At 69.9% G+C, this 23,589-nt stretch carries 21 protein-coding genes and 1 pseudogene; 10 read left to right on the top strand and 12 right to left on the bottom strand.

All coding sequences use genetic code 11. The features are described from left to right. Positions 1–31 precede the first annotated feature (31 nt). Complete coding sequence (locus AB663_RS05485) at positions 32–2,539, top strand: DEAD/DEAH box helicase (RefSeq protein WP_067196523.1); 2,508 nt, start codon at positions 32–34, stop codon at positions 2,537–2,539. Here the strand turns inward: AB663_RS05485 and AB663_RS05480 are convergent. The 4 genes from AB663_RS05480 to AB663_RS05465 are packed head-to-tail and all read right to left on the bottom strand — an operon-like array spanning position 2,511 to position 6,248. Then, a complete protein-coding gene (locus tag AB663_RS05480) occupies positions 2,511–3,572 on the bottom strand; it encodes an acyltransferase family protein (RefSeq protein WP_083511129.1) in 1,062 nt (353 codons plus the stop codon). The two genes, AB663_RS05485 and AB663_RS05480, sit on opposite strands and share 29 nt — an antisense overlap. Further along, the gene (locus tag AB663_RS05475) at positions 3,569–4,525 is read right to left on the bottom strand and encodes a D-alanine--D-alanine ligase family protein (protein ID WP_067196519.1); all 957 of its coding nucleotides are present in this window, start codon (positions 4,523–4,525) and stop codon (positions 3,569–3,571) included. Before AB663_RS05475 ends, AB663_RS05480 begins: the two co-directional genes overlap by 4 nt. Beyond that, the gene (gene alr, locus AB663_RS05470) at positions 4,522–5,640 is read right to left on the bottom strand and encodes an alanine racemase (protein WP_067196517.1); all 1,119 of its coding nucleotides are present in this window, start codon (positions 5,638–5,640) and stop codon (positions 4,522–4,524) included. Before alr ends, AB663_RS05475 begins: the two co-directional genes overlap by 4 nt. Then, positions 5,637–6,248, bottom strand: coding sequence for a M15 family metallopeptidase (locus AB663_RS05465; protein ID WP_067196515.1), 612 nt, complete (start codon positions 6,246–6,248; stop codon positions 5,637–5,639). The genes alr and AB663_RS05465 overlap by 4 nt, the downstream gene beginning before the upstream one ends. Before the next feature lie 87 nt (positions 6,249–6,335). Here AB663_RS05465 and AB663_RS05460 point away from each other — a divergent pair, with 87 nt between their 5' ends. From AB663_RS05460 to arr, 3 genes and pseudogenes are all read left to right on the top strand, one after another. Then, a complete protein-coding gene (locus tag AB663_RS05460) occupies positions 6,336–7,007 on the top strand; it encodes a response regulator transcription factor (protein WP_067196512.1) in 672 nt (223 codons plus the stop codon). A 10-nt stretch (positions 7,008–7,017) separates the two neighbouring features. Then, positions 7,018–8,109, top strand: coding sequence for a sensor histidine kinase (locus tag AB663_RS05455; protein WP_067196510.1), 1,092 nt, complete (start codon positions 7,018–7,020; stop codon positions 8,107–8,109). A 9-nt stretch (positions 8,110–8,118) separates the two neighbouring features. Further along, positions 8,119–8,531: pseudogene (gene arr, locus AB663_RS05450) on the top strand (NAD(+)--rifampin ADP-ribosyltransferase). Positions 8,532–8,574: 43 nt separating this feature from the next. Here the strand turns inward: arr and AB663_RS05445 are convergent. Together AB663_RS05445 and AB663_RS05440 are read right to left on the bottom strand one after the other, a co-directional pair. Then, entirely contained in the window at positions 8,575–11,319 is a 2,745-nt protein-coding gene (locus tag AB663_RS05445) for a tetratricopeptide repeat protein (RefSeq protein WP_198147939.1), read from the bottom strand. Between the two features lie 255 nt (positions 11,320–11,574). Beyond that, positions 11,575–12,231 (bottom strand): FMN-dependent NADH-azoreductase, encoded by a 657-nt coding sequence (locus AB663_RS05440; protein ID WP_067196506.1) that lies wholly within the window; start codon positions 12,229–12,231, stop codon positions 11,575–11,577. A 75-nt stretch (positions 12,232–12,306) separates the two neighbouring features. Between AB663_RS05440 and AB663_RS05435 the strand changes: the two genes are divergently transcribed. Further along, positions 12,307–12,645: a winged helix-turn-helix transcriptional regulator gene (locus tag AB663_RS05435; RefSeq protein WP_067196504.1), complete on the top strand. Its 339-nt coding sequence runs from the start codon at positions 12,307–12,309 to the stop codon at positions 12,643–12,645. A gap of 58 nt (positions 12,646–12,703) precedes the next feature. On the opposite strand, the gene AB663_RS05430 is transcribed toward AB663_RS05435, so the two are convergent. From AB663_RS05430 to AB663_RS05420, 3 genes are all read right to left on the bottom strand, one after another. Then, positions 12,704–14,293 carry an SDR family NAD(P)-dependent oxidoreductase gene (locus tag AB663_RS05430; protein ID WP_232304648.1) on the bottom strand — a complete coding sequence of 530 codons (1,590 nt, stop codon included), beginning with the start codon at positions 14,291–14,293 and terminating at the stop codon, positions 12,704–12,706. Between the two features lie 137 nt (positions 14,294–14,430). Beyond that, positions 14,431–15,681 carry a hypothetical protein gene (locus AB663_RS05425; RefSeq protein ID WP_083511128.1) on the bottom strand — a complete coding sequence of 417 codons (1,251 nt, stop codon included), beginning with the start codon at positions 15,679–15,681 and terminating at the stop codon, positions 14,431–14,433. 34 nt (positions 15,682–15,715) lie between these two features. Further along, positions 15,716–17,020, bottom strand: a complete 1,305-nt coding sequence (locus tag AB663_RS05420) for a hypothetical protein (protein ID WP_157540900.1) — start codon at positions 17,018–17,020, stop codon at positions 15,716–15,718. A gap of 151 nt (positions 17,021–17,171) precedes the next feature. Here AB663_RS05420 and AB663_RS05415 point away from each other — a divergent pair, with 151 nt between their 5' ends. The 5 genes from AB663_RS05415 to AB663_RS05395 all read left to right on the top strand — a co-directional run bounded on the left by AB663_RS05415 (position 17,172) and on the right by AB663_RS05395 (position 20,154). Further along, a complete protein-coding gene (locus tag AB663_RS05415) occupies positions 17,172–18,254 on the top strand; it encodes a M4 family metallopeptidase (RefSeq protein WP_067196500.1) in 1,083 nt (360 codons plus the stop codon). After that, complete coding sequence (locus AB663_RS05410; protein WP_067196498.1) at positions 18,229–18,534, top strand: protealysin inhibitor emfourin; 306 nt, start codon at positions 18,229–18,231, stop codon at positions 18,532–18,534. The genes AB663_RS05415 and AB663_RS05410 overlap by 26 nt, the downstream gene beginning before the upstream one ends. 133 nt (positions 18,535–18,667) lie before the next feature. Beyond that, positions 18,668–19,006, top strand: a complete 339-nt coding sequence (locus AB663_RS05405; RefSeq protein WP_067196496.1) for a hypothetical protein — start codon at positions 18,668–18,670, stop codon at positions 19,004–19,006. Between the two features lie 17 nt (positions 19,007–19,023). Beyond that, the gene (locus AB663_RS05400) at positions 19,024–19,239 is read left to right on the top strand and encodes a hypothetical protein (RefSeq protein WP_067196494.1); all 216 of its coding nucleotides are present in this window, start codon (positions 19,024–19,026) and stop codon (positions 19,237–19,239) included. Positions 19,240–19,290: 51 nt separating this feature from the next. Then, positions 19,291–20,154: a ribonuclease H family protein gene (locus tag AB663_RS05395; protein WP_067196493.1), complete on the top strand. Its 864-nt coding sequence runs from the start codon at positions 19,291–19,293 to the stop codon at positions 20,152–20,154. 68 nt (positions 20,155–20,222) lie between these two features. On the opposite strand, the gene AB663_RS05390 is transcribed toward AB663_RS05395, so the two are convergent. The 3 genes from AB663_RS05390 to AB663_RS05380 all read right to left on the bottom strand — a co-directional run bounded on the left by AB663_RS05390 (position 20,223) and on the right by AB663_RS05380 (position 23,572). After that, entirely contained in the window at positions 20,223–21,890 is a 1,668-nt protein-coding gene (locus AB663_RS05390; RefSeq protein ID WP_067196491.1) for a sulfatase-like hydrolase/transferase, read from the bottom strand. Positions 21,891–22,215: 325 nt separating this feature from the next. Beyond that, a complete protein-coding gene (locus AB663_RS05385; RefSeq protein WP_067196489.1) occupies positions 22,216–23,208 on the bottom strand; it encodes an SRPBCC family protein in 993 nt (330 codons plus the stop codon). Position 23,209: 1 nt separating this feature from the next. Beyond that, complete coding sequence (locus tag AB663_RS05380) at positions 23,210–23,572, bottom strand: ArsR/SmtB family transcription factor (protein WP_067196488.1); 363 nt, start codon at positions 23,570–23,572, stop codon at positions 23,210–23,212. Positions 23,573–23,589: the final 17 nt, after the last annotated feature.

The following is a 23,589-nucleotide window of genomic DNA, read 5'->3' as shown; positions in this document are numbered from 1 at the left end:
CGCTCTACCGAAGCCTCTGCACCTCGGCCGTATGGGGGATGATCGAAGGGTGCCCCTCGACCCCTCAGTGCTTTCCGGCGGATCCGATGCGGACGCCGTGTACCTGGCCTTCGTCGAGTGGGCGGAGTCGACCGGCATCCGCCTGTACCCGGCGCAGGACGAGGCGCTCATCGAGATCGTCTCCGGGCACAACCTCATCCTCTCGACGCCGACCGGCACGGGGAAGTCGCTCGTGGCCGTGGGGGCGCACTTCGCGGCCATGGCAGCCGGGCGCCGCTCGTACTACACCGCCCCGATCAAGGCCTTGGTGAGCGAGAAGTTCTTCGCGCTCGTCGACATCTTCGGCGCCGCGAACGTCGGCATGGTCACCGGCGACTCCTCCGTCAACGCTGACGCGCCGATCGTCTGCTGCACGGCCGAGATCCTGGCCAACCTCGCGCTGCGGCAGGGTACGGATGCCGAGGTGGGGCAGGTCGTCATGGACGAGTTCCACTTCTACGCCGACCCCGACCGCGGCTGGGCGTGGCAGGTGCCGCTGCTGGAACTCCCGCAGGCGCAGTTCGTGCTCATGTCGGCGACCCTCGGCGACGTGAGCGGCCTGGCCGCCGACCTCACCCGACGCACAGGGAGGGAGACGGCATCCGTCACCGGCGTCGAGCGCCCTGTGCCGCTGCACTACTTCTACGAGACGACGCCCATCCACGAGACGATCGACGACCTGCTGAACACGGGGCAGGCGCCGGTGTACGTCGTGCACTTCTCGCAGGCGGCGGCCATGGAGCGCGCACAGGCGCTGTCGAGCACGAAGATCGCGACCAGGGAGCAGCGCGACGAGATCGCCGAGCTCATCGGCGGGTTCCGCTTCACGACGGCGTTCGGCAAGACGCTGTCGCGGTTCCTCCGCGCAGGGATCGGCGTGCACCACGCGGGGATGCTGCCGAAGTACCGCAGGCTCGTCGAGCAGCTGGCCCAGCGCGGGCTGCTACGGGTGATCTGCGGCACCGACACGCTCGGCGTGGGCATCAACGTGCCCATCCGCACGGTGCTGCTCACGGCGCTCACCAAGTTCGACGGCACGCGGATGCGTCAGCTCACCGCACGCGAGTTCCATCAGATCGCCGGGCGCGCGGGTCGTGCGGGGTTCGACACCGCCGGGACCGTGGTGGCGCAGGCTCCCGAGCACGAGACCGAGAACCTGGCGGCGATCCGCAAGGCCGGAGACGACCCCAAGAAGAAGCGCAAGATCATCCGCAAGAAGGCGCCTGACGGCTTCGTGTCGTGGGGCGAGCCGTCGTTCCGCAAGCTCGTCGACGCGGAGCCGGAGACGCTGACGTCGCACATGCAGATCACCAGCGCCATGATGCTCAACGTCATCGCTCGCGGCGGTGACGTGTTCGGGAGCATGCGGAGGCTCGTGTTCGACAACCACGAGCCGCGCGCACGCCAGCGGCAGCTCGCACTGCGGGCCATCGCGATCTACCGCACGCTGCTCGAGTCGGGGGTAGTGGAGCGCACGGATGCCGGCGACATCCGGCTCACCGTCGACCTGCAGCCGAACTTCGCGCTCAACCAGCCGCTGTCGCCGTTCGCGCTGGCGGCCTTCGAGCTTCTCGATCCCGATTCCGCAGGCTTCGCGCTCGACATGATCTCCATCGTCGAAGCGACCCTGGACGACCCCCGGGCGGTGCTCAGCCAGCAGGAGTTCCAGGCGCGCGGCGAGGCTGTCGCGGCGATGAAGCAGGAGGGGATCGAGTATGAGGAGCGGATGGAGCTGCTCGAGCAGATCACCTATCCGAAGCCTCTCGATGAGCTGCTCGGCGCCGCGTTCGAGACGTTCGGCGCCGCGCAGCCGTGGATCCGCGACTTCGAGCTGCATCCGAAATCCGTGGTGCGCGATATGTACGAGCGGTCCATGTCGTTCGGGGAATACGTCGCCTTCTACAAGGTCGCGCGCTCGGAGGGCGTCGTGCTGCGCTACCTGTCGGACGCCTATCGTGCGGCATCGCAGACGATTCCGGAGCACCTGAAGGACGACGACCTCCGCGACCTCATCGAGTGGCTGGGCGAACTCGTGCGCCAGGTCGACTCGAGCCTGCTCGACGAGTGGGAGGAGCTGGTCAGCGGCCGCCCTGTCGACCACGAGGACGGCCCGGTGGTGCCTCCCGCGCCCACGCGCCTGACGAGCAACGTGCGCGCGTTCCGTGTGCTGGTTCGCAACGAGCTGTTCCGGCGGGTGCAGCTCGCCGCCAGGGAAGATGTCGACGCGCTCGCCGAGCTCGATCCGCATCTCGGCGCCGACGGGTGGAACGACGCGCTCGACGCCTACTTCGCCGAGCACGACGAGATCCTCACGGGTGCGGATGCGCGAAGCTCACGGATGCTGCTCATCACCGAGGGTTCGGGCGAGTGGACCGTTCGGCAGATCATCGACGACCCCGCCGGGGACCACGACTGGGGGATCTCCGCGACCGTCGACCTCGCGGCATCCGACGAGGAGGGCGCCGCCGTCGTCACCGTGACGGCGATGGACCGGCTGTAGCCGAGCGGCGCGCGCGCACCCATCCGACTGCGAGCAGCGGATCGAACAGCACACCGAGCCGCAGGCGCACCAATGCCGCATGCGCGGCGAGGCACAGCGCGATCACGACGGCCGTGAGCACGACCGGAGCGACGGCTTCGACCACCGGGGTGGTGCGCAGGCCGCTCGCACGGAGGGCAGCGTCGAGAAGCGCGAGCGGGATCATGTGGATGACATAGATCGGCAGCGTGCGACGGCCGAGCCACCGCAGCGGGCGCGCTATTGCCTCCGCTCTGCGGTCGAGCAGGGCGCACACCGTGATGCCGAATCCTACCGCAACCAGCGACAGCAGCGGCCAGACAGCCGGCCAGTGGCGCAGCCCGAGCACGCCCACCACCGCTGCGAGTCCCGCATATGCCGCACCGAGCATGAAGACCGTGAGCGCGCCGCTCCCGACGGCAAGGCGCTCGGCGAACGCGCGGAGCCGCACTCCGGCGAGGAAGAAGAACACGTTCTGCACGACCTGCCACAGGTTGCCGAGGTCGGGGAGAACGCCGGATGCCCCCACCGCCGACACCGCGAATGCGACAGGCAGCAGCACCACGGTCGGCACGGACCGCGCCATCCGCCCCACCGCGAGGTACACCGCCAGGGCGAGCAGATACCAGAGGTTCGTCGGGCTGAACGTCAGCTGCGCGAGCAGCTCACCGGCATCCGTCGCCCGCGCGGTGTCGAACTCCGGCGTGGGGGCGAGCGCGAACGTCTGGATGAGCACCCAGACGACGTAGAGCGCGGCCAGCCGCAGCGCGCGACGTCGCCAGTCAGCCCGGTCCGTCGCGGTCAGAGCGCGCGTCGCGAACATCCCGGAGATGACGAAGAACAGCGGCATCCGCAGGGGGAGCAGCTGCGCGTTCAGGGTGGCCCAGACGCTCGTGACCGCGCCCGCTCCGGGCACCTCGATGGCGTGCTTCGTGACGACGTGCCAGAGCACGACGAGGATGATGCACACGCCCTTGGCCACATCCGGCCACCCCTGTCGCCCTCGGTCGATCACGACCCCGCCCCGGGCACGACCGCGGCCCGGACGAGACGGTCCACGAGCTCGGGGTACGCGACATCGGCCGCGGCGAACATGCGCGGCACCTGCGACTGCGCCGTCAGCCCCGGCATCGTGTTCACCTCGTTCAGAACCGGTCCCTGCTCGGTGAGGAAGAAGTCCATGCGCGCCACGCCGGCGCAGCCGAGCGCGTCGAACATCGTCATGGCCGCGCGGGTGAGCGCCGAGGTCTCCGCCGATGAGAGCGCCGCGGGCACGCTGAACCGTGCGGTGCCGTCGTACTTCATGGCCGTGTCGAACAGCCCCGACGCATGGATCTCGAGAGGCGGAGCCGCCCATCGCACACCCCCGGACTCACGCAGCACGGCCACGTCGATCTCGCGCCCCCGCACGACCTCTTCGATGAGCACCCGCCGGTCGAACGACGCCGCCGTCCGCAGCGCGTCGAGCAGCTCCTCCTCCCGGCGCACGAGCGAGACCCCGTAGCTCGACCCTGCCGACACCGGCTTCACGACGACCGGGCCGCCGAACTCCACGTCTCCGATGTCGGATGCCGCGACGACCCGCCCTCGCGCGGTCGCGATGCCCGCCGCCGCTGCCACCAGCTTCGTCGCATGCTTGTCCATGCCGAGAGCACTGGCGCGAAGGCCCGATCCCACGACCCGCACTCCCGCGAGCGCGCACAGCGCCGCAAGGGCTCCGTCTTCCCCCGGCGCTCCGTGCACGGCCGGGAACACGACCTCGGCCCACGCGAGCAGTGGCATCGCCGCCGCGAGAGGCCCCGCCTTTCCGGCATCCGGCGCGGCATCCCACACCCCCTCCCGCGAGATCGTGACGCCACGCACGTCATGGCCGACCTCACGCAGCGCCGCCGTCACCGCGGCCGCCGAGGCGAGTGACACCTCATGCTCGGAGTTCTGCCCTCCGCCGATCACCAGCACCCTCGTCATCCTCTGCTCCTCTGCACGCGCGGGCCGATGCCCGTCACGATCGTGTGCGGAATGGTCCGCGCCCAGCGCGCCCAATCGTGCACGCTCGGCACCGGCCCTCCTTCGGGGCCGAAAACGGTGGCGACCGTGCCGCGCGGAACGGCACGGTCGCCGGTGTCGACGACGATCTGGTCCATCGACACCCTCCCCACGATCGGATGCCGCGACCCCCCGATCTCGACACCCGCTCCCTCCGTCAGCTCCCGCGGGATGCCGTCGGCGTACCCGACACCCAGCACGGCCAGGTGCGTCGCGGCCGCCGTCACATGCGTGCCGCCGTACCCGACCGGCGTGCCCGCCGGCACCCGCGAGGAGTGCACGACGGGGACGGTGAGACGCGATGCACCGTGCAGGGCGACGGTCTCCGACGGATCGATGCCGACCAGTCCCGCCCCCACGCGCACGAGATCGAAATGCGTCGCCGGGTCGGTGAGGGCGCCCGCGGTCGCCGCGAGATGCAGGAGCAGCGGACCGAAGCCGGCACGCAGCACCGCATCGCGCGCCTGCCGAAGGCGCAGCACCGCCGCTGCGTTCGCACCGGGGTCGGCCTCATCGGCGCGCGGCAGATGCCCCATGACGCCGACGACCTCGATCCGGCCTCGCGCCGCCCGCGCCGTGCCGAGCAGCTCGGCCCAGTCGTCGAGCGGGCAGCCGCCCCGCGACATCCCCGTGTCCATATGCAGGTGCACGCGCAGCGGCGCGACGGCATCCGCGGCCAGTTGACGCAGCTCCGCGACCGACCCGACCGCGATGTCGACCCGGTCGGCCGCGGCCTGCGCGGCATCGACGCCGGAGGGATTGAGCCACGCGAGGATCGGCACGTCGAGACCGGCGGCGCGGAGCTCACCCGCATCCGCGGCATCCGTCACCCCCAGCCACGTCGCCCCTGCCCCGACGGCCGCCCGGGCGACAGCGACCGCTCCGTGTCCGTAGCCATCAGCCTTGACGACCGCCATGATGGCGGCATCCGTGACCGCGCGCACACGCTCGACGTTCCGCGCCACCGCACCGGGCAGCGTCTCCAGCGTCGGTGCGTGCATGCGCGACAGCGACGCCGGAACGAGCACCGCGGTCATCGCTCGACCCGCGGATCAGCGGTCGGATCGGCGTACATCACGGGGCATCCATTCGCGGGAGCGGCCGGACGCAGCTCGAAGTGCCACGGCTCGTTCTCGTAGATCTGGCACAGACCGAACCGGGCGCCGTGGCGCGAGAGCCAGTCCTGTCCGGCCACCGGCCCGAGGTCGACGGCGTCACCCGACACATGCTCTGAGCGCTCGGGCGTCGCCACCCATCGCGCGGCCTCCTCCGCGGAGCCGTACTTCTGCACGGCATCCGCGAGCAGGGCGTTCTGATACGCCGGTGAACGCCAGCCGCTGTTCACGTGGATGCGCACGCCGTCGGCCTCCGCTACCGTCGCCGCGTCACGCAAGGCCGACAGCAGCGCGGGATCGAGGTTCGACACGGCCGGGGTGTCGTCGAAGACCGACACGCGGTCGGCCTCGTCGATGAGGCCGTCGTCCTCGCCCAGCTCGGTGTCGGTGAACGACGGGCCTGCCGACGAGGCACGGGCGGAGGACTGCTGCCCCGCGACGATGAGGGTTCCGATGGCGATGACGGCGATCAGCGCGGTGCCGAGCAGGAAGACGAGGCGTCGCTGTCGCAGAGAGCGGCTGGTGTTCATGCTCCCAGTGAAGAAGGATGCCCGTTGCGACGGCGTATGCGATTTTCCATACGTTCTCGATATGCCGGGGTGCGTAAGCTCTCAGCCATGCGCGTGCTGATCGTCGAGGACGAACCGTACCTCGCCGAGGCGGTTCGCGACGGCCTGCGCCTCGAAGCCGTCGCCGCCGACATCGCCGGCGACGGCGACACGGCCCTCGAACTGCTCAGCGTCAACTCGTACGACATCGCCGTGCTCGACCGCGACATCCCCGGCCCGTCCGGCGACGAGGTCGCACGGTGGATCGTCGCGTCGGGCAGCGGCATCCCGATCCTCATGCTCACCGCGGCCGACCGCCTCGACGACAAGGAATCCGGCTTCGAGATCGGCGCCGACGACTATCTCACCAAGCCCTTCGAGCTGCGCGAGCTCGTGCTGCGGCTGCGGGCGCTCGACCGTCGCCGTCACCGTGCGCGCCCTCCCGTGCTCGAGGTGGCGGGGCTGCGGCTCGACCCGTTCCGCCGCGAGGTGTTCCGCGACGGCCGCTACGTCGCCCTCACCCGCAAGCAGTTCGCGGTGCTGGAGGTGCTCATGGGCGCCGGCGGCGGCGTCGTCAGCGCCGAGGAGCTGCTGGAACGGGCCTGGGACGAGAACGCCGACCCGTTCACGAACGCCGTGCGCATCACCGTGTCGTCGCTGCGCAAGCGTCTCGGCGAGCCCTGGCTGATCCTCACCGTGCCCGGCGTCGGCTACCGGATCGGGACGGATGCCGATGACTAGGCGCCGCGGCATGACCGCCCGGATGAAGCTCACCCTGAGCTATGCGGGCATCGTGGTGGTGTCGGGCCTGCTGCTGCTCGCCGCCGTGGGGCTGTTCCTGCTGCGGTACGTGCCGGACACGGTCGACTTCTTCCCCAACCGCTCCGATCTGCTGCGGGCCTTCGTGCCGGTCGCCGCGCTCGTCATGATCGTGCTGCTCGTGATCGGGTGGGCCGGCGGCTGGTGGCTCGCCGGGCGGATGCTGGCGCCGCTCGACCGCATCGGCCACGCCGCGCAGCTCGCCGCACAGGGATCGCTCTCGCACCGCGTGGCCCTCGAGGGCCCCCGCGACGAGTTCCGCGATCTGGCGGACATCTTCGACTCCATGCTGGAACGCCTCGAGACCAACATGGCCGAGCAGAAGCGGTTCGCGGCGAACGCCTCGCACGAGCTGCGCACGCCGCTCGCCATCTCGCAGACGCTGCTCGAAGTCGCCCGCAACGACCCCGACCGCGACGTCGACGTGCTCATCGACAAGCTGCAGGACGTCAACGCCCGCGCCATCGAGCTCACTGAGGCGCTGCTGCTGCTCAGCCGCGCCGAACGCCGCTCGTTCACGCGCGAACCCGCCGACCTGTCGCTGCTCGCCGAAGAAGCGGTCGAGACGCTGCTGCCACTCGCCGAACGCCGGGGCGTCGCCATCGAGGTCGGCGGCGACCCGGCGCACGTGATCGGCAACACCGCATTGCTGCAGCAGCTCATCACGAACCTCGTGCACAACGCGATCGTCCACAACCTGCCGTCGGGCGGCCTCGTCACGGTGCGCACGCACTCCCGCCCCGACGCGGTGGCCCTGGTCGTGGAGAACACCGGGCGCCCGCTGTCGCCGTACGAGGTCGCGACACTCGCCGAGCCCTTCCAGCGGGGCGCCGAGAGGGCCCGCGCCGAGCGCGCCCCCGGCGACGACCACGCCGGAGTCGGACTCGGCCTCGCCATCGCCCGCCGCATCGCCGAGGCGCACGACGGATCGCTCGTGCTCACGGCGCGCCCCGAGGGAGGGTTGAACGTGACCGTGTGGGTGCGGCATCCGTTCCCCCTGCACGCGCCGGGCGCAGCGGCTTAGGCTGTCGCGGTGAGCGACGCACTCGACGACGGACCCTTCTTCCACGGCACGAAAGCCGATCTCGCCCCCCCGGCGACCTCATCACCGCGGGGTTCCGGTCGAACTGCCGGCCCGAGATCGTCATGAACCACATCTACTTCACGGCTCTGCGCGACGGGGCTGGACTGGCCGCCGAACTCGCCGCAGGAGACGGCGAGCCGCGCGTTTACCGGGTCGAGCCCACCGGACCGTTCGAGAACGACCCGAACGTGACCGACAAGAAGTTCCCCGGCAATCCCACGCGCTCGTACCGGAGCACCGATCCGCTGCGCGTCATCGAGGAGGTGCACGACTGGCCTCGGCTCGCACCCGAGGCGCTGCGGGAGTGGCGCGAGCGCATCGCCGCCATCCGCGCCGACGAACGCGCCGAGATCATCAACTAGAGCGGGGCACGTCGCCGGCGCGGCTGGAGCCGCTCAGGCGGCGTTACCCATCGCTGGCGCCTCGAAGGAACGCGAAGAGGCTGAGTGTGGTCTCGTCGACGCCAGGAAGAGCGAGGACGCGTTCAACCTGTGCGCGAGCGTACGCGAGGGCCGCATCTCTTGCAGGGTTCTCCGGCTGCTCAGCCAGCGCCCACAGCCTGAACAGATGGAGTTGCGCGGCGAGGTCCGGGCGCTCCGACTCCCACTCTCCGAGCCGAGACGCGACCGTGGTGAACGATTCGAGCGCTCCAGCGGAATCGCCCGCGTTGAGCTGCGCCTGCATGAGCCGCGCAGTGTCGATGCCCACTTCCTCGTGCACGTCGCCGAAGACCGCCCGGTCGATCTCGCGGGCACGGCGCAACAGCGCTGCCGCACGGCCGGGTTTGGTCAGCACGAAGGTGTCGGCGAGGGCGAACAGCAGCGCCGCATGCTCCCGGCTGGTCGGAGCGACCCCTTCATGCCGGCGCACGGCTGGTTCGAGGATGGAACGCGCCTCATCGAGCAGCCGCAAGCCCTCGGCCTCCGTGGACACCGTCCGTGCACGGAGCGTGAGGATGCGCGCGAGGTGCAGTTCGGGCATCACCGCGAGCGCGTGGTCCGGCGTCTCACTCCGGTAGATGTCGAGCGACCTCCGCAGGGATTCCTCGCCCTTCTCCAGATCGCCGGCAGCAATGTATGCCATGCCGAGGTCGTTGAGATCGCGGGCCACCGACTGACTGGCAGCTCCCGACGTCTCGGAGTCGATCTCCACGGCACGTGTCGCGAGATCGACGGCCGCATTCGGCTCCCCGCAGTCCAGGGCTGCGCGCGCTGCCATGACGAGGTAGAAACCCTCCATCCCGCCTCGGCCACGGGTTGAAGCGGCGAGGGCGGCGTACTCCGTCATGCGGCGCTTAGGGGCAGCGTCAAGCAGTGAGAAGTGTGAATGCAGCGCCTGGACGTCTCTGTCGGTCGGCACCAGGGTCAACGCCTCGGTGATCGATGCCTTCGCCGCTTCTGCATTGCCCAACAGGCTCTGCGACCACGCGACGATCACATGAATCGCCGCGACCACGTCGACCGGTCCGTCATCTCGGACTGTGTCCAGCGCGCTACCCGCCTCGCTCAAGGCCAGACGGGGAAGGCCCGCAGAAAGATGAACGCGGGCACACGCGAGGCACCGCGAGAGGTCGTCGACTCGTGTGCGCACCAGCGCGTCGGATGCCGCGACCTGCCGGTACGCGCTCGCGATCCTTCCGCTCTCCGCGAGAGCTCCCGCGAGGGAAAGGCGAGTCGGCAGGCGATGCTCGCTCTGCTCCGCAGCGTGGCCGTCCGCAGCGTCAACAACCGCGCTCAGCCGTGAGGTCGTGGCGCGACCCGGCGTCTCGCACAACGCGCTGACCGCTTCCAGGATGCGGTCTGCTGCGCGGCGGACTTCAGACGGGCCCGCGAGGTCGATGACAGTCGAGGCGATCAGCGCGTGACAGCTGAGCAGCCTCCTTCCGGCGGCTATGAGGCCGAGCCGCGCCAGTGCGTGCACCGATGGTCCGATGCCCCGCGGGTCCGTGTGCTTCGCGGCGACGATCTCCAGCACGTCGTGTGGCACATCGGTTGCACCGCTGACGGCGAGCGCAAGCAGCAGCGAGGCCGCGTACGGGTCGCTCGCGCGAAGCTCGGTGAACATGCGGGAGAGAACCTCGGTGAAGCTCGCCGGATAGTGCGGGCCGACCGGATCGGAGAGCACAGACGCGGGGGCGGATCGCAAGAGCGAGGACAGTTCGCTGATCCCCGCCCCGGTGGAGGCCATGTAGCGACACACCGTCACGATCGCCAGAGGGATCCGAGAGCACATCTCGAACGTCTCATGCAGTTCGGCATCACTGAGATGGGGAAGAATGCCACGCGCCATCCCCGCGAGGGCGTCCTCACCCACGGAGTCGAGCGAGACGACCTGCGAGGGGTGGAACGCCGACGTCGACCTGGTCGTTATGACCGTCTTTCCGCCGCGATGCCCTGCGGGGACGACGGCGCTGACGACAGACTGATCCTCGGCGGCGTCGATCACCAGCATCCATCTCTCCCGTTCGGAGAGCAACGCGCGCACCTGTGCCCTGGGGTCGTCGCCGGGGCGGACGCCATGGGCGTCGAGCAATGCCTCGCAGGAGGCGAGCAGCTGCTCGTCGCCGGACGCCGACACCCACCACACGAGGTCGACCTCTCCTCCGTCGAGCGCTTCCTGCGCCGCTGCCCGGGCCAGGAAGCTCTTGCCCATGCCTGGTCCGCCCGCGAGAACGACGACGCCGCATTCCCGCAACACGGCATTCATCGCAGCTCTCTCGGCACGGTCCACGAAGGGTTCACCGGGCAAGGGCAGAGTCCAGAGATTGGACGTCCGCCCTGTGGGTGTCACAGGATGCTTCTCCGAGACGCGGTTACCGCTGCGGCCCTCTCGATCGAGCAGCAACGAGACCGCGAAGGCGTTGTAGAGCGGGCTCTCGAAACGCGAAGCCTCCCGAGCCACGATTTCCTCGAGGAGCACCGCAGCATCCTCGCTCAGCCGATCCAGGTCGATCTCGTCGGCGACGATCGCGGAATCGCCCCGGGCCAATGTGACGAAGGCACTCCTCCACCGCGCGCGGTTGGAGGCGCTGGCGAGACGCTCGAGCTGCGGCGCGAACAGGTCGAGCACCTCATCGGCGCTCACGCGGGCCATCACGGCAGTGGCGAGTTCATCGAGCCGCGTATCGCTCGCATCGGTGGCAGCGCGCATAGCCTCCTCGACGCACTTTCTCAGGGTGGCTGCGATGGCCGTTCTCTTGAGCAGAGGCCGACCGACAGCACCCAGGATCTGCATGGTGCTGGCGGTGCCGCCGAGGATGTCCACCATCCGATGCTAGCGACCGCGCGCCCTCATGAACCCGCTCCGCGAGGCGTCGCGTCTGCATCACACCGGAACACCGGTGTTGACTCCCCTCGTCCGAGCTCCGTCCGTCAGCTGTTTCCTCCACCCAGCCGGCGGGGCCGCTCAGGCGGCGTTGGAGCCGCGACGCTCGGCGAGTTCCCGGCCGTAGGTGCGGGCGGAGTCCTCGGCGGCTTCCTTGAGCTCGCGGGCGACGTCGGTGAAGGCGTCGAGGGCGGGGTTCACGCCGACGAGGGTGAACGGACGCTGCACCACGCGCAGGTCGAGCCCCCAGACGTCTTTGAGCACGCGACGCAGCCAGCCGGTCGAGTGGTCCCAGCCCTCCTTGGGCGTCCCCGGGGCGTAGTTGCCGCCGAGCACCGTGACCAGGGTCGCGGGCTTGCCACGCAGCGCGGTGCCGGTCGGGTCGATGCGCGGATCGGTGTAGGCGAGGTCGAACCAGGTCTTGAAGTGCTGCGAGACGCCGTAGTTGTACAGGGGAACGGCGAACAGCAGCGCGTCGGCGCCGATGAGCTCGTCGGCGAAGGTCCGCGCGAGGGCCCTGGCCTCGTTCTGGCGGTCGGTGCGCTGGTCCTCGGGGAGGAACCCGCCGGTGACGGCATCCGCCCAGGCCGTCGCCGGGACGGGGTCGGCGGCCAGGTCGCGGCGGGTCACCGTCGAGTCGGGGTGGGATGCGGTCCACTCCGCTTCGACGAGGTCGGCCAGTGCGCGGCTTGCCGAGGATGCGGGAAAGATGCTGGCGTCCAGGCGGAACAGGGACATGATGACCTTTCGTAATCGGAGTCGCTCTGTTTTTCTTAGCGACTCGCGTTAACGTAGCACAGGTAGGATGGGGGCATGGCCGAGGCCGACGAAGACATCCAGCAGTGCGACGCCGCAGTCACACTGGCCTTCAGCGTGCTCGGCAAACGCTGGAACGGCATGATCATCTCCGCCCTCGGCGCGGGACCGACGACCTTCGTCGCACTGCGCCGGGCGGTCGCGGGGATCAGCGACACCGTGCTCTCCGATCGACTCGCCGAGCTCGCCGACGCCGGACTCGTGGTACGCACCGTCGACCCAGGGCCGCCCGTCACCGTCTCCTACACGCTGTCAGCCAGCGGCGACGGCCTGCTGCCGATCCTCGATCAGCTCGGCGCGTGGGCCTCGGCGAACCTCGCCTCACGCGCGCACTGAACCGGGCCGGGGCCCCGGGCCGCGCATCACCAGGGGCTGGGCACCGCCGTGGCGACGGTCACCAGGGGCTGGGCCCGTAGTCCTTGAGGAAGACGCCGTGGATGTCCTCGCCGGCCTCGCCGCGCACGATCGGGTCGTACACGCGGGCAGCGCCGTCGACGAGGTCGAGCGGGGCGTGGAAGCCCTCCTCCGCCAGTCGCACCTTCGTGAAATGCGGACGCTCGTCGGTGATCCAGCCGGTGTCGACGGCGGTCATCAGGATGCCGTCGGTCTCCAGCATCTCGCCGGCGCTCGTGCGCGTGAGCATGTTGAGCGCGGCCTTCGCCATGTTCGTGTGCGGGTGCCCCGGCCCCTTGTAGCGGCGGGAGAACTGCCCTTCCATGGCCGACACGTTCACGACGTACTTGCGGCGAGCCGGAGACGCAGCCATCGACGCGCGCAGGCGGCTGATCAGCAGGAACGGCGCCGTGGTGTTGCACAGCTGCACTTCGAGCATCTCGAGCGGATCGACCTGGTCGACCGACTGCACCCAGCTGTTCACGCGGTTCACGTCAGGCACGAGCCCGCCGGCGTCGATCGCGGTCCCGTCGGCGTGCTTCGCGAGCGACGACGAGCCGGGGGCCATCGCGAGCCGTGCGAGGTCTTCGGCGGTGAGCGCCTGACCGCCCTGCTCCGCGACCGTGCCGCCGAGGGCCGCGACCGACAGCAGCGGATGCGCGTCGACCGATGCCTGCAGCGCCTGCGGGTGCGGGTCGGCGGTATGTCCGAACGTCTCCATCTCGGGCAGCGGTCCGTCGGGCAACGGCTGCAGCTCGGCATCCGCCAGCAGCGAATAGGCGCCGGGCGAGCGCCGCACGGTCTGGGCGGCGTTGTTGATGAGGATGTCGAGCGGACCCTGCGCCGCGACCGAGTCGGCGAGGCCGATCACCTGGGCCGGGTCGCGCAGGTCGATGCCCACGACGCGCAGCCGATGCAGCCAGTCGGCCGCGTCCGGCAGCGCCGAGAAACGCCGCACCGCGTCGCGCGGGAACCGCGTCGTGATGGTGGTGTGCGCGCCGTCGCGCAGCAGCCGCAGCGCGATGTGCATGCCGATCTTCGCCCGACCGCCGGTGAGCAGGGCCCGCTTGCCGGTGAGGTCGGTGCGGGCGTTGCGCTTGCCGTGGCTGAACCGCGCGCAGTCGGGGCACAGCTGGTGGTAGAACGCGTCGACGAGGGTGTACGGCTGCTTGCAGATGTAGCAGTTGCGGGGTTTGATGAGCTCGCCCGCGATGGGGGCGTCGATCACGCTCGAGGCCAGGTCGATGCCGCGGGTCTCGTCGTCGATGCGGTCGGGGGCGCCGGTGGCGGTGCGTGCGACGACGGCCTTGTCGGCCTCAGCGATGGCGTCGCGGATCTCCTTGCGGCGGGCGCGCTTGACGGCCTTGAACATCTTCGCGGTCGCGCGGCGGACGGCGACGAAGTCCGGGTGGTCCTCGTCGAGCTCGTGCAGGCCGCCGAGCACGCGCAGAGTCGTCGCGAGGTCGGCGGGGTCGATGCCCCGGCCGGGTGCGTTGTCGTCGCCCGGGCCGGGAGCGGTGTCGTCGCCCAGGCCGGGAGCGGTGTCGTCGCCCGTGCCGAGGTCGGGGGTGGCGTCGGGCGCGTCGGTCATTGTGCCGATTTTACGCGACCCCCGCCCACCCCGCTCAGGTATGAGTTGTGGTCGGTTTTGGCGGCATTTTCCAGCCACAACTCATACCGGAGCGAAGGGGGCGAGGGGCGAGGGCGCGAAGGGATGGGGGCGGGAGGCTAGGACGCCGGGGGGCCTACGACCACGAACTCGCCGGGGACGACGTCGAGGGTTGCCGAGGCGACGACCTCACCCGTATGCAGATCGACGGCATGGATGCTCCTCGACGCCGGCTCCGTGACATACGCCAGGTCACCGACCACACGCAGACCCGGATGCGGCTGCTGCCACTCCTCCGGGCTCTCCCACGCTTCGATGACGGGCCACGAATCCTGCACGGCGCCCGCCTCATCCAGCACGACAAGCGAACCGTCGGCGCTCAGCACCACGATGCCGCCGTGCGCATCGCGACCCACGCCCCGCCAGGTGTATTCGACGCCGGCGGGCAGCTCGACCACCGACAGCGAAGGCGCCGCGGTGTCCACGAGCGTCAGGGCCGAGAGCAGGTACCCCTCCTGGTCGGGGTCGGACTTGTAATCCCCCACGGCGATCGCGCTCGAGTCGGTCACGTAGGCGTTGCCGGTGCGCCCGAACTCGTCGGGGGCGTCGAGCTTCGTGAACGCGCCGTCGTCGAACACCAGCATGCCGTTCTCACAGCCGAACACGACGACCTCGTCCTTCACTGCGCCCTCACCGTGCACGCCGGGGCACTCCTCGTTGCGGGCGAGTTCCGACCCGTCTGCCGCGAGATGCCGCACACCCGACCGCGACTCCGCCGTGCCGATCGTGGACAGTGTGGTGCCGTCGGACAGCTCGATCGCGACGCCGTGGTGTGCTGCCGGCGACTCGATCGTGTCGAACGCGGGCAGCTCGCCCGAACCGATCGCGTCGGTGTCGAACACCCGCACGGTTCCGGTGCCGTCGTCGAAGAGGGCGGTGCGTCCGGCGTGCGGCGTCACATGGCCCGGCGTGACCGCGTCGAACACCTCGCCGGTGAAGGAGACCTCACCGCTCTCGAGGCCGGTGTCGAGCACGTGGAAGCCGTCGTCGGCCGTGACGAACACATGGCCGGCGGTGTCGCCCGCACCGTTCACGCGCAGGAAGCCGTCGAGCGCGGCATCCCCCACCGGCTCCAGCGACGCGCCGTCGAGCACGAGCACGCCACCGTCATACGCGACGGCGACACGGGTGGCGGTGTCGCTTGCGGCCTGTTGCGAGGGTGTGGCGGTGGCAGCCGGCTGGACACCGGCGCATCCGGCCAGCGCGGCAGCGGCGGCCGCCGTCAGGATGCCGGTCGCGAGACGGCGCCGAGCGTGGCGCCATGACGGATCGGACGGGGAAGACGCGACAGTGCGCGCGGAAGGGAACATGGGCTCCTCCTTCTTTCGGTTGGACTTATCGGGCTCATCCGACGAGTTCGAGGAACCGCGGATCGGGCGCGTCGAACGTGCGTGAGACGATGCCGGTGTCGAGCTCGACCTCGTGGATCGCGCCGGCCTCCGGGTCGCTGACGTAGGCGTGTGACGAGTCGAGTACGAGGGCCACCCGGTCGCGCGTCCGCGGATCGGCGAGCGCCGCGGCGACGAGCGGCTCCGTGCGGGCGATGACCTCTCCGTCCTCCGCGAGCACGCGAAGCGCCCCCGCTGCGTCGATCGCGACGGTGCGGTGCGCGTCGTCGCCGAGAGCGGCCGCGCGGACGAGAGGAGCGTCGGACTCGAGCAGCGTCCAGGCACCCGCGCGCACGTCGAGACGCCACACCCCGAGATCACCCGCAGGCGCGGCGAGGTCGGGGCGATCGCCTCGCCCGGCGAGCGCCTCAGCCGGAGGAGCGATCCCCGCGACCGGGTCATCCGAGACCGAGACTGTTGAGCGCGGGGATGCCGCGGCCTCGCCGCCTGGGAGCGTCCCGTCCGACGGCGCGAAGGGCACGGCCCCGACGGAGAGGGCGCCGCCGACCTCGCGGCTCACGATGACGGCCGCGTCCGCGCAGGTGAAGACCGTTCCGGCGCGGGTCGTGTCGACATCGCGCACGCCGGCGCACGGCACCGACTCCTGTCCAGGGACATCCACCACCCCGTGCACCGCACGCACGAGTTCATCGCCGACCACCACGGAGAGCTCCGCACCGTCCGCGGCGACGCGCGTCGCGGCATCCGTTCCCTGCGATGCGAGTTCCTCGTACCGCAGGGCGACCATTTCGCTCCCGTCGAAGGTGATCGCCACGGCGTCGGCACCGACCACGACCGCCGCGTGGCCGGCTCCCGAGATCTCGCCGACCACCCTCGCCTCGCGATGGAAGTAGTGCGAGTGGTCGCCGTGCGGCTGCGTCCAACGACCGGAATCGACGATGAGCACCGAAGTCTCCGCCGCGTGCGTGCGAGCGAGGAAGAGGTACCGGCCGGAGCCGTCGACCGTCTGCACGGCGGAGCCGGCCGCCGCGATGACCGATCGCTCCTCGGTCGCGAGGTCGATGAGCGTGACGGCGCCGCGCTCGTCCACGACCGCGATGGCACGAGCCGGGCGGGCGACCTCGGCCGCACCGCCCCCGTCGACGGCGTCCGGCGCGTGCAGCGGCTCGGCGGTCGTCGCCGGGCGGGCAGCAGGAGCACACGCGGTGATCGCGGCGGCGCTGATGAGCGACACAGCGCCGACGGCAAGGCGGTTCCGGCGGCGCGGCTGGTGAAGACGGTGCGGGTGGTGCGTGGTCACATCGCCACCTTATTGATAATGATTCTCAAATTCAATTCGGCAGACCGTCCCGTGCGATTCGAGTCCCGTGTCGTGCAGCCCCGCGCAACCGAGCACCAGCGGCCCCCGTCCGCACGCGCGCAACGTCGGCACCCCGGCGTAGTGTCGGGGCATGAGCAGTCGCACAGCACCACACGGAGTCGTCCCCTCGTATCTGCTCGCGCGCCTCGCCGAGTCGGGCCGCTTCCCGCGCGCCGCCGCAGCCGCCCGCCAGACGCTCACCGCCGGCCGACCGCCGTTCCGCGCGCGCATCGACCTGTCGATCGACGAGAACGGCGACCTCGTCGCCCAGCTTTCTTCCGATGCGCCTCGGCGCAGCATCAGCGACGCGGGCAACACCCAGAAACTCCCCGGCGCGCTCGTGCGCAGCGAGGGCGAACCGCCGGTCGACGACGCCGCGGTCAACGAGGCGTACGACGGCCTGGGCGCGACGTTCGAGATGCTGCTGGGCGCGTTCGGCCGCAACTCCCTCGACGGCGCCGGGGCTCCGCTCGATGCGAGCGTGCACTATGGCGTCGACTACGACAACGCATTCTGGGATGGGTCGCGCATGGTGTTCGGCGACGGCGACGGCGAGGTCTTCACGGGCTTCACCCGTTCGACCACCGTGATCGGGCACGAGCTGGCGCACGGCGTGGTGCAGCACACCGCCGGTCTCGAGTACCAGGGGCAACCGGGAGCTTTGAACGAGTCGATCGCCGACGTGTTCGGTGCTCTCACAGAGCAGTACCTGCGCGGTCAGACAGCCGCCGAGGCCTCCTGGCTGATCGGCGCCGAGATCTTCACGGATGCCGTGCAGGGGCAGGCCCTCCGGTCGATGCTCCACCCGGGGACCGCGTATGACGACGACGAGCTCGGCAAAGACCCGCAGCCCGACCACATGAGCGGCTTCGTGCGCACCACGGAGGACAACGGGGGCGTGCACATCAACTCCGGCATCCCCAACCGCGCCTTCGCCCTCTTCGCGATCGACCTCGGCGGCAACGCCTGGGAACGTGCGGGAACGGTCTGGTACCGCGCGCTCACCGAAGGACTCCCCGCGACGGCGACCTTCGCGCAGTTCGCCGAGGCGACGATCGCCGCGGCGTCGACGCTCGACGAGCAGGAGGGAGGGAACCAACTCGCCGAAGCGGCTCGACGGGCATGGTCGACCGTGGGAGTCTGGGAGGGTGAGCGCGTCCCCGCAACCGACTGACGACAGGGTCGTCATCGCCGTCGTGCGCACCGGAGGGATCGCGGGTCTCCGTCGACGATGGCGGGTCGAGCGGGACCCCGCCGACGCCGAAGATCTCATCGCCCTGATCGACAGCTGCCCGTGGGATTCCGAGCCCGCCGCCGCGACCGGGGCAGATCGATTCGTCTGGAGCATCCGCGCCCGCACACCGGAGCACCAGCACGAGCAGGAGCTCCCCGATGCGGCGCTCGACGGACCCTGGCGCGATCTCGTCGACGCGGTGAGGGCAGCATCCCGCTGACCGCCGGCATCCAGCATCCGGCATCCGGCATCGGCATCCGGCATCCGGAATCGGCATCCGGCGTCCGGCATCCGCTCTCCCCACCGCACCGCGCCCCGACTACGCTGATCCCACACGACTCGCAGGGGGGACCATGCTCACAGCCGACGAAGCTTCGCGCCTGCTGGCCCTGTCACGCGATGCGCACGCGCGCGGCAACCTCCTGCTGCACCTGCAGGTGGAGGTGGGGCGGCTGACCGGCCAGACCTCCTCGTGGGGTTCAGCGGACAACGCGCTCGCCAGCAACGAGAGCGTCGGCTACTTCCTCGGCGAGGTGGAGAAGATCGGGTGGCGCCTCGAACACACCGGCTACACGTTCATCGAGTCGGGCGCCACGACGTCGAACCGCATCTTGAGCACGGGTACCGGCGTGGTCAATCACGGTGCGGTGTCCGGGTACTTCACGTTCCGTCGGGTACCTGCGGCGTCTTGAGCCCGCACAATGGATGCATGGGACTGTTCCAGCACCGTCCGGAAGAGGAAGAGAGCCAGTGGACTCTCCCCTCGGAGCCGTTCGAGCACGACACCGCCGACATGCTCGAAGCTGCGCCGTCGGTCGACACCCTGATGCTCGGGATGCCGAACCCGGCGTCATCGATCGTGTTCCCCGTCGCGGCACCGGCGCCCGAAGCCGCGGATGTCGAGTCCGGCGAACCCGAGGACTGACCCCGCTCACCGCGGGCGAGCGCTGTCCCCGGCCCCGGCTACGGTGGATGCATGACGATCACCGCCGCCGCAGACGGCTCCGCCCTGGGCAATCCCGGCCCGAACGGGTGGGCCTGGTACATCGACGACGCGAACTGGGCCGCCGGCGGGTCGCCGCACGGCACCAACAATCAGGGCGAGCTGCAGGCGGTGCTCGAGCTGCTGCGTGCGACAGCCGGTACGGATGAGAAGCTCCTCATCGAGTGCGACAGCCGGTATGTGATCGATTCGGTGACCAAGTGGATGCCGGGATGGAAGCGCCGCGGTTGGCGCAAGTCCGACGGCGGCCCGGTGCTCAACCGCGACCTGCTCGAGGCTATCGACGAGGCCCTTCGCGGACGTCAGGTCGAGTTCTCTTGGGTGCGCGGCCACGCCGGCCATCCGCTCAACGAGGCCGCCGACGAGCGCGCCAACGCCGCCGCAAAGGCGTACCAGCAGAAGCAGGAACCACGGCGAGGCCCCGGTTTCACCAGGGCGACGGATGCCGGAGCCGCCGTCGCCGCGTCAGCCGCCGTCGCCGCGGCCGCCACGGCGGGCACGGGCACGGGCGCGGTCGCCACGGCGGGCGCCAGCGCGCGCGCGGTCGCGGACGCGGTCGGCGACCTCCCCACGACGTCGAGCGCGCCCCCGAGCGTCGGCGACGACGGATGGGTCGACAGCCCCGACGTGGAGTGGCCCGACGCGCCCGTCGCGACGCCCTCACAGACCGAGCCGTTGTGGGCCGAAGCCTCCGATCTGCTTGAAGGTCTCGACGAGCCCCCGGCCGCGCCCGTCGTGCTGCGCGTGACGCTGACGGCCGACGAGCACGCACGGCTGTCCGACCGCGCGGACGCTCAGGGCATCTCGCTCGAAGAAGCCCTGCGCCGCCTGATCTGACGGCGCCGTCACGCGAGAGCCGGCCGACCCCGACATCGGGACCGGCCGGCTCTTCACACGCGGGAGAGTCAGAGCGCGGGCACCCGGGCGGCGCTCTGGCACGACTGCGCCGACGTCTCGCCGCCACCGCAGGCCGCGAACCGGGCGAACTGCGCCTGGATCTGCTCCTTCTTCGCCGCCGGCAACTCCTCCCACGGAAGCGGGGAGTTCAGGCGCCCGGCGGACGGCCCCTCCACCGAGTACCGCGAGATCGTCCCGCGATCTGCGCCCGTCACATGCTGCACGTAGAGCTCGCCGTTCGCGCGCAGGGAGAAGAAGCCTTCCTGCACCAGAGTTCCCGGCTCCGAGTCCGGGCCCGCCGTGCTCGGATCGGAGACCTTCGTGTGCACCGAGTACGCCCACTGCCGCCAGTTCGACACCTGCTCGCCGCGAATGAGAGGCAGGAGGTCCATGCCGTCGTTGTCCGCGAACGTGGTCTGCACACCTGAGATGCTCGGCTGCATCGCGGAGAAGGTCGGCAGCAGATCGACAGACTGTGTGAGCTCGGTGCGCACCATCCCCTTCGCGGCATCCGCACCCGCGACGACAAGCGGAACGCGCAGGTCGGTCTCGTATGGCGATCCCTTGCCGATCTTGTAGGGATCGCCGCCGTTCTCGATGAGACCGAGGTCGACCCCCTGCCCGAGGTGGAAGCCGTTGTCGGAGGTGAACACGAGATAGGTCGAGTCCCACAGCCCGTTCTTCTCCAGCTCGCTGCGCACCGCTCCGATGAGCTCGTCGAGCGACTGGGCCATGCGGATCCTGTCGTGCAGATACTGCTGCAGCTCGCAGGCGTCGTCCTTGCCGTCGGGCTTCGCGTAGGGCAGTTCGTAGAAGTCCTTGGCGCAGTCCATCTTCCCGTTGCCCGGCAGCGACTCGATGCGGATGTCGTAGCAGGAGCGCTGTACGCCGTCGGGCTGCTTACCGCAGTCGCCTCCGGGGAACTCTCCCGCGGGGTTGGCCGCGGTCTTCGGCAGATCGCGCGGGGCGGCGGGGAAGCTCCGCACCTCGGGGTTCTTCAGATCGCCGGCGTGAGTGGAGAACGGGACGAACGTCGCATGGAAGCTCTTGCCGAGCTTCGCCATGTTCGGAATGAAGCTGCGGGCTCGGTTGATCTGAGTGTCGGTTCCGTAGGTCGTGTTCTTGATCGCCTTCTTGCCGGGGATGCCGATGGCGAAGTTCATCTCCCCATAGGCGCCGTTGTTGTACGGACGCCACATCGTCCAGCCTGCGGGGCGGCGCACCACGTCACCCACCCCGAACGCGTTGTTGTAGCCGTTGAGATATTTGCCCTCGAGCATCGTGTAGTAGCCGCGGTCCTGTGCCTGCACCGCATAGGTGAACTGCTCGTTGTCTCGGGTCTCCCCCGACTGCATGAGCCCCCTGCGGAAGGCCTCGATTCCGCCCATCGGGCCGGAGTTCTGGTAGACGCCCGTGTTGTGCGGGAAGCGGCCGGTGAGGATCGATGACCGAGACACGCAACACAGGGAGTTCGTGACGTAGTAGTTGTCGAAGGAGACACCGTCGGCCATGAGCCGTTGAAGTTCGGACATGTACGGCACCAGGTCCCACGAGAGGTCGTCGGCCATGATCATGACGACGTTGCGCGGAGCGCTCGCCGCTTGCGCCTGCATCGGCGTCACCGCGCCTCCGCCGAGGAGGGTCACGACAACGGTGAGCACCGCGAGTGCAGCCATCCGCTTCGGCCTGCGCCTGGCAACCTGGCTGCGCATCGTGTTCAGAAGCGCGTTCGCCCCCATGACCGTCCCCTTATCGGGGGCACACGAGCGGGCGCCGCGAACGGGCCCCCACAACCGATCGCGCGCCCAGTACGGTAACAGCGCCACCGACGCACGGGGAACGGCCCTGCACGATGCGACGACCGGGTCAGACGGAATGACAGCGACGCCTCGGAGCGCAGTATCCCGCTTCCCGATTCGTCGGCGCAGACCGCTCTGATCTGCGCAGAACACCGCTGCCGCCGGCCCACCCCGGCATCGGGACCGGCCGGCGGCAGCGAGGTCAGGCGACAGGGTCGGCCGACAGCACCTCGCGTTCGAGGCGGGCGTACGACGCTTCCATGCCCTCGGCCATGCCGGTGGCGAGGATCATGTCGCGCGTCTCCTTGTCGGGGTACTCGATGATGAGCGTGACGAGGGTCGCGCCGTCTTCTTCGTAGAGGTTGAGGTCGTTGAGCGTGTCCGGACCCTCGGTGCCCTGCATCCGCTCGGTCGTGACGGCGCGACGGGGAGCGTCGACGAGGATGACCTCGCCCTCGAAGCCGAAGGCTTCACCCTCGGTGTCGCCGACCGGTGCCCACGACGTGCGGTGCGTGTCGCCGGGCGCGGTGCCGATGACGCACTCGGTCATCTCCCATCCGTCGGGTCCGAGCATCCACTTCCGCATCAGCTCCTCCTCGTTGTACGCACGCCAGACCAGCTCGCGCGGGCCTTCGACGAGCCGGGTGATGCGCACATGGGTGTCGTCGAGCAGCTCGACGATGGTGCCCTTGCCCTGCGCGAACTCGCGCAGATCCTGCAGCACGGCGTCGAGCTGGCTCATGGCCATCTTCGTGCCCTCGATGACCCCCATCGCGACGACCTGCTCCAGTGCCTCGACCGAGTCGAAGTAGCTCTTCCCGACCATGCGGGTGCCCTCGGCGGTCGGCTCGAACGTCAGCTTCATGCGCATCGGGGCGAAACCCTCGAGCGGGTTGCCGTCGTCGTCGACGAACGAGTCGAGCACCTCGAAACTGTGCGGTCCGTCGATCGACAGGAACTCCCACGAGCCAGACGACTTCTCTCCGCGCGGGCCGGTGAGCGTGTAGTAGGCGCGGCCGCCGACGGTGTGGTCCCAAGCGGTGAAGGTCGCCGGCCAACCGGGAGGGCCCCAGAAGCGCTCGAGCTGACGCGGGTCGCTGTAGGCGCTCCACACCCGTTCGACGGGTGCGGCGAAGTCGGCGACGATCGTCATCGTCAGGTTCTCCGGGTCGGTGGTGACGTCGGTGACGGGCATGTCAGTTCCCCTGTTCTGTCGGTTCGGTGGGTGCCGGCTCTGCCAGCAGGTCGTCGAGGCGGGCGATGCGCGATCGCCACAGTTCTTCGTATCGGGCGAGGAGCGCCCTGGCGCGGGCGATCATCTCGGGGTTCGCGCGGACGAGCCGCTCGCGTCCCTCGGCACGCTTGACGATGAGGTTCGCGGCTTCGAGCACGGCGACGTGCTTCTGCACCGCAGCGAACGACATCTCATATTCGGAGGCGAGGGTCGAGACGGACTGCTCCCGCTCGATCGTCCGGCGCAGGATGTCGCGCCGGACCGACGTCGCCAGTGCGTGGAACACACGGTCGACCTCCGCTTCGCTCAGTTCATGTACAACCATTTGGTTGTACATTATGG

Origin of the sequence: Microbacterium sp. XT11 (assembly GCF_001513675.1) — a bacterium.
GTDB lineage: Bacteria > Actinomycetota > Actinomycetes > Actinomycetales > Microbacteriaceae > Microbacterium.
The sequence above is the reverse complement of the archived record's forward strand: the minus strand, read 5'-3'. Positions and strand labels throughout refer to the sequence as shown.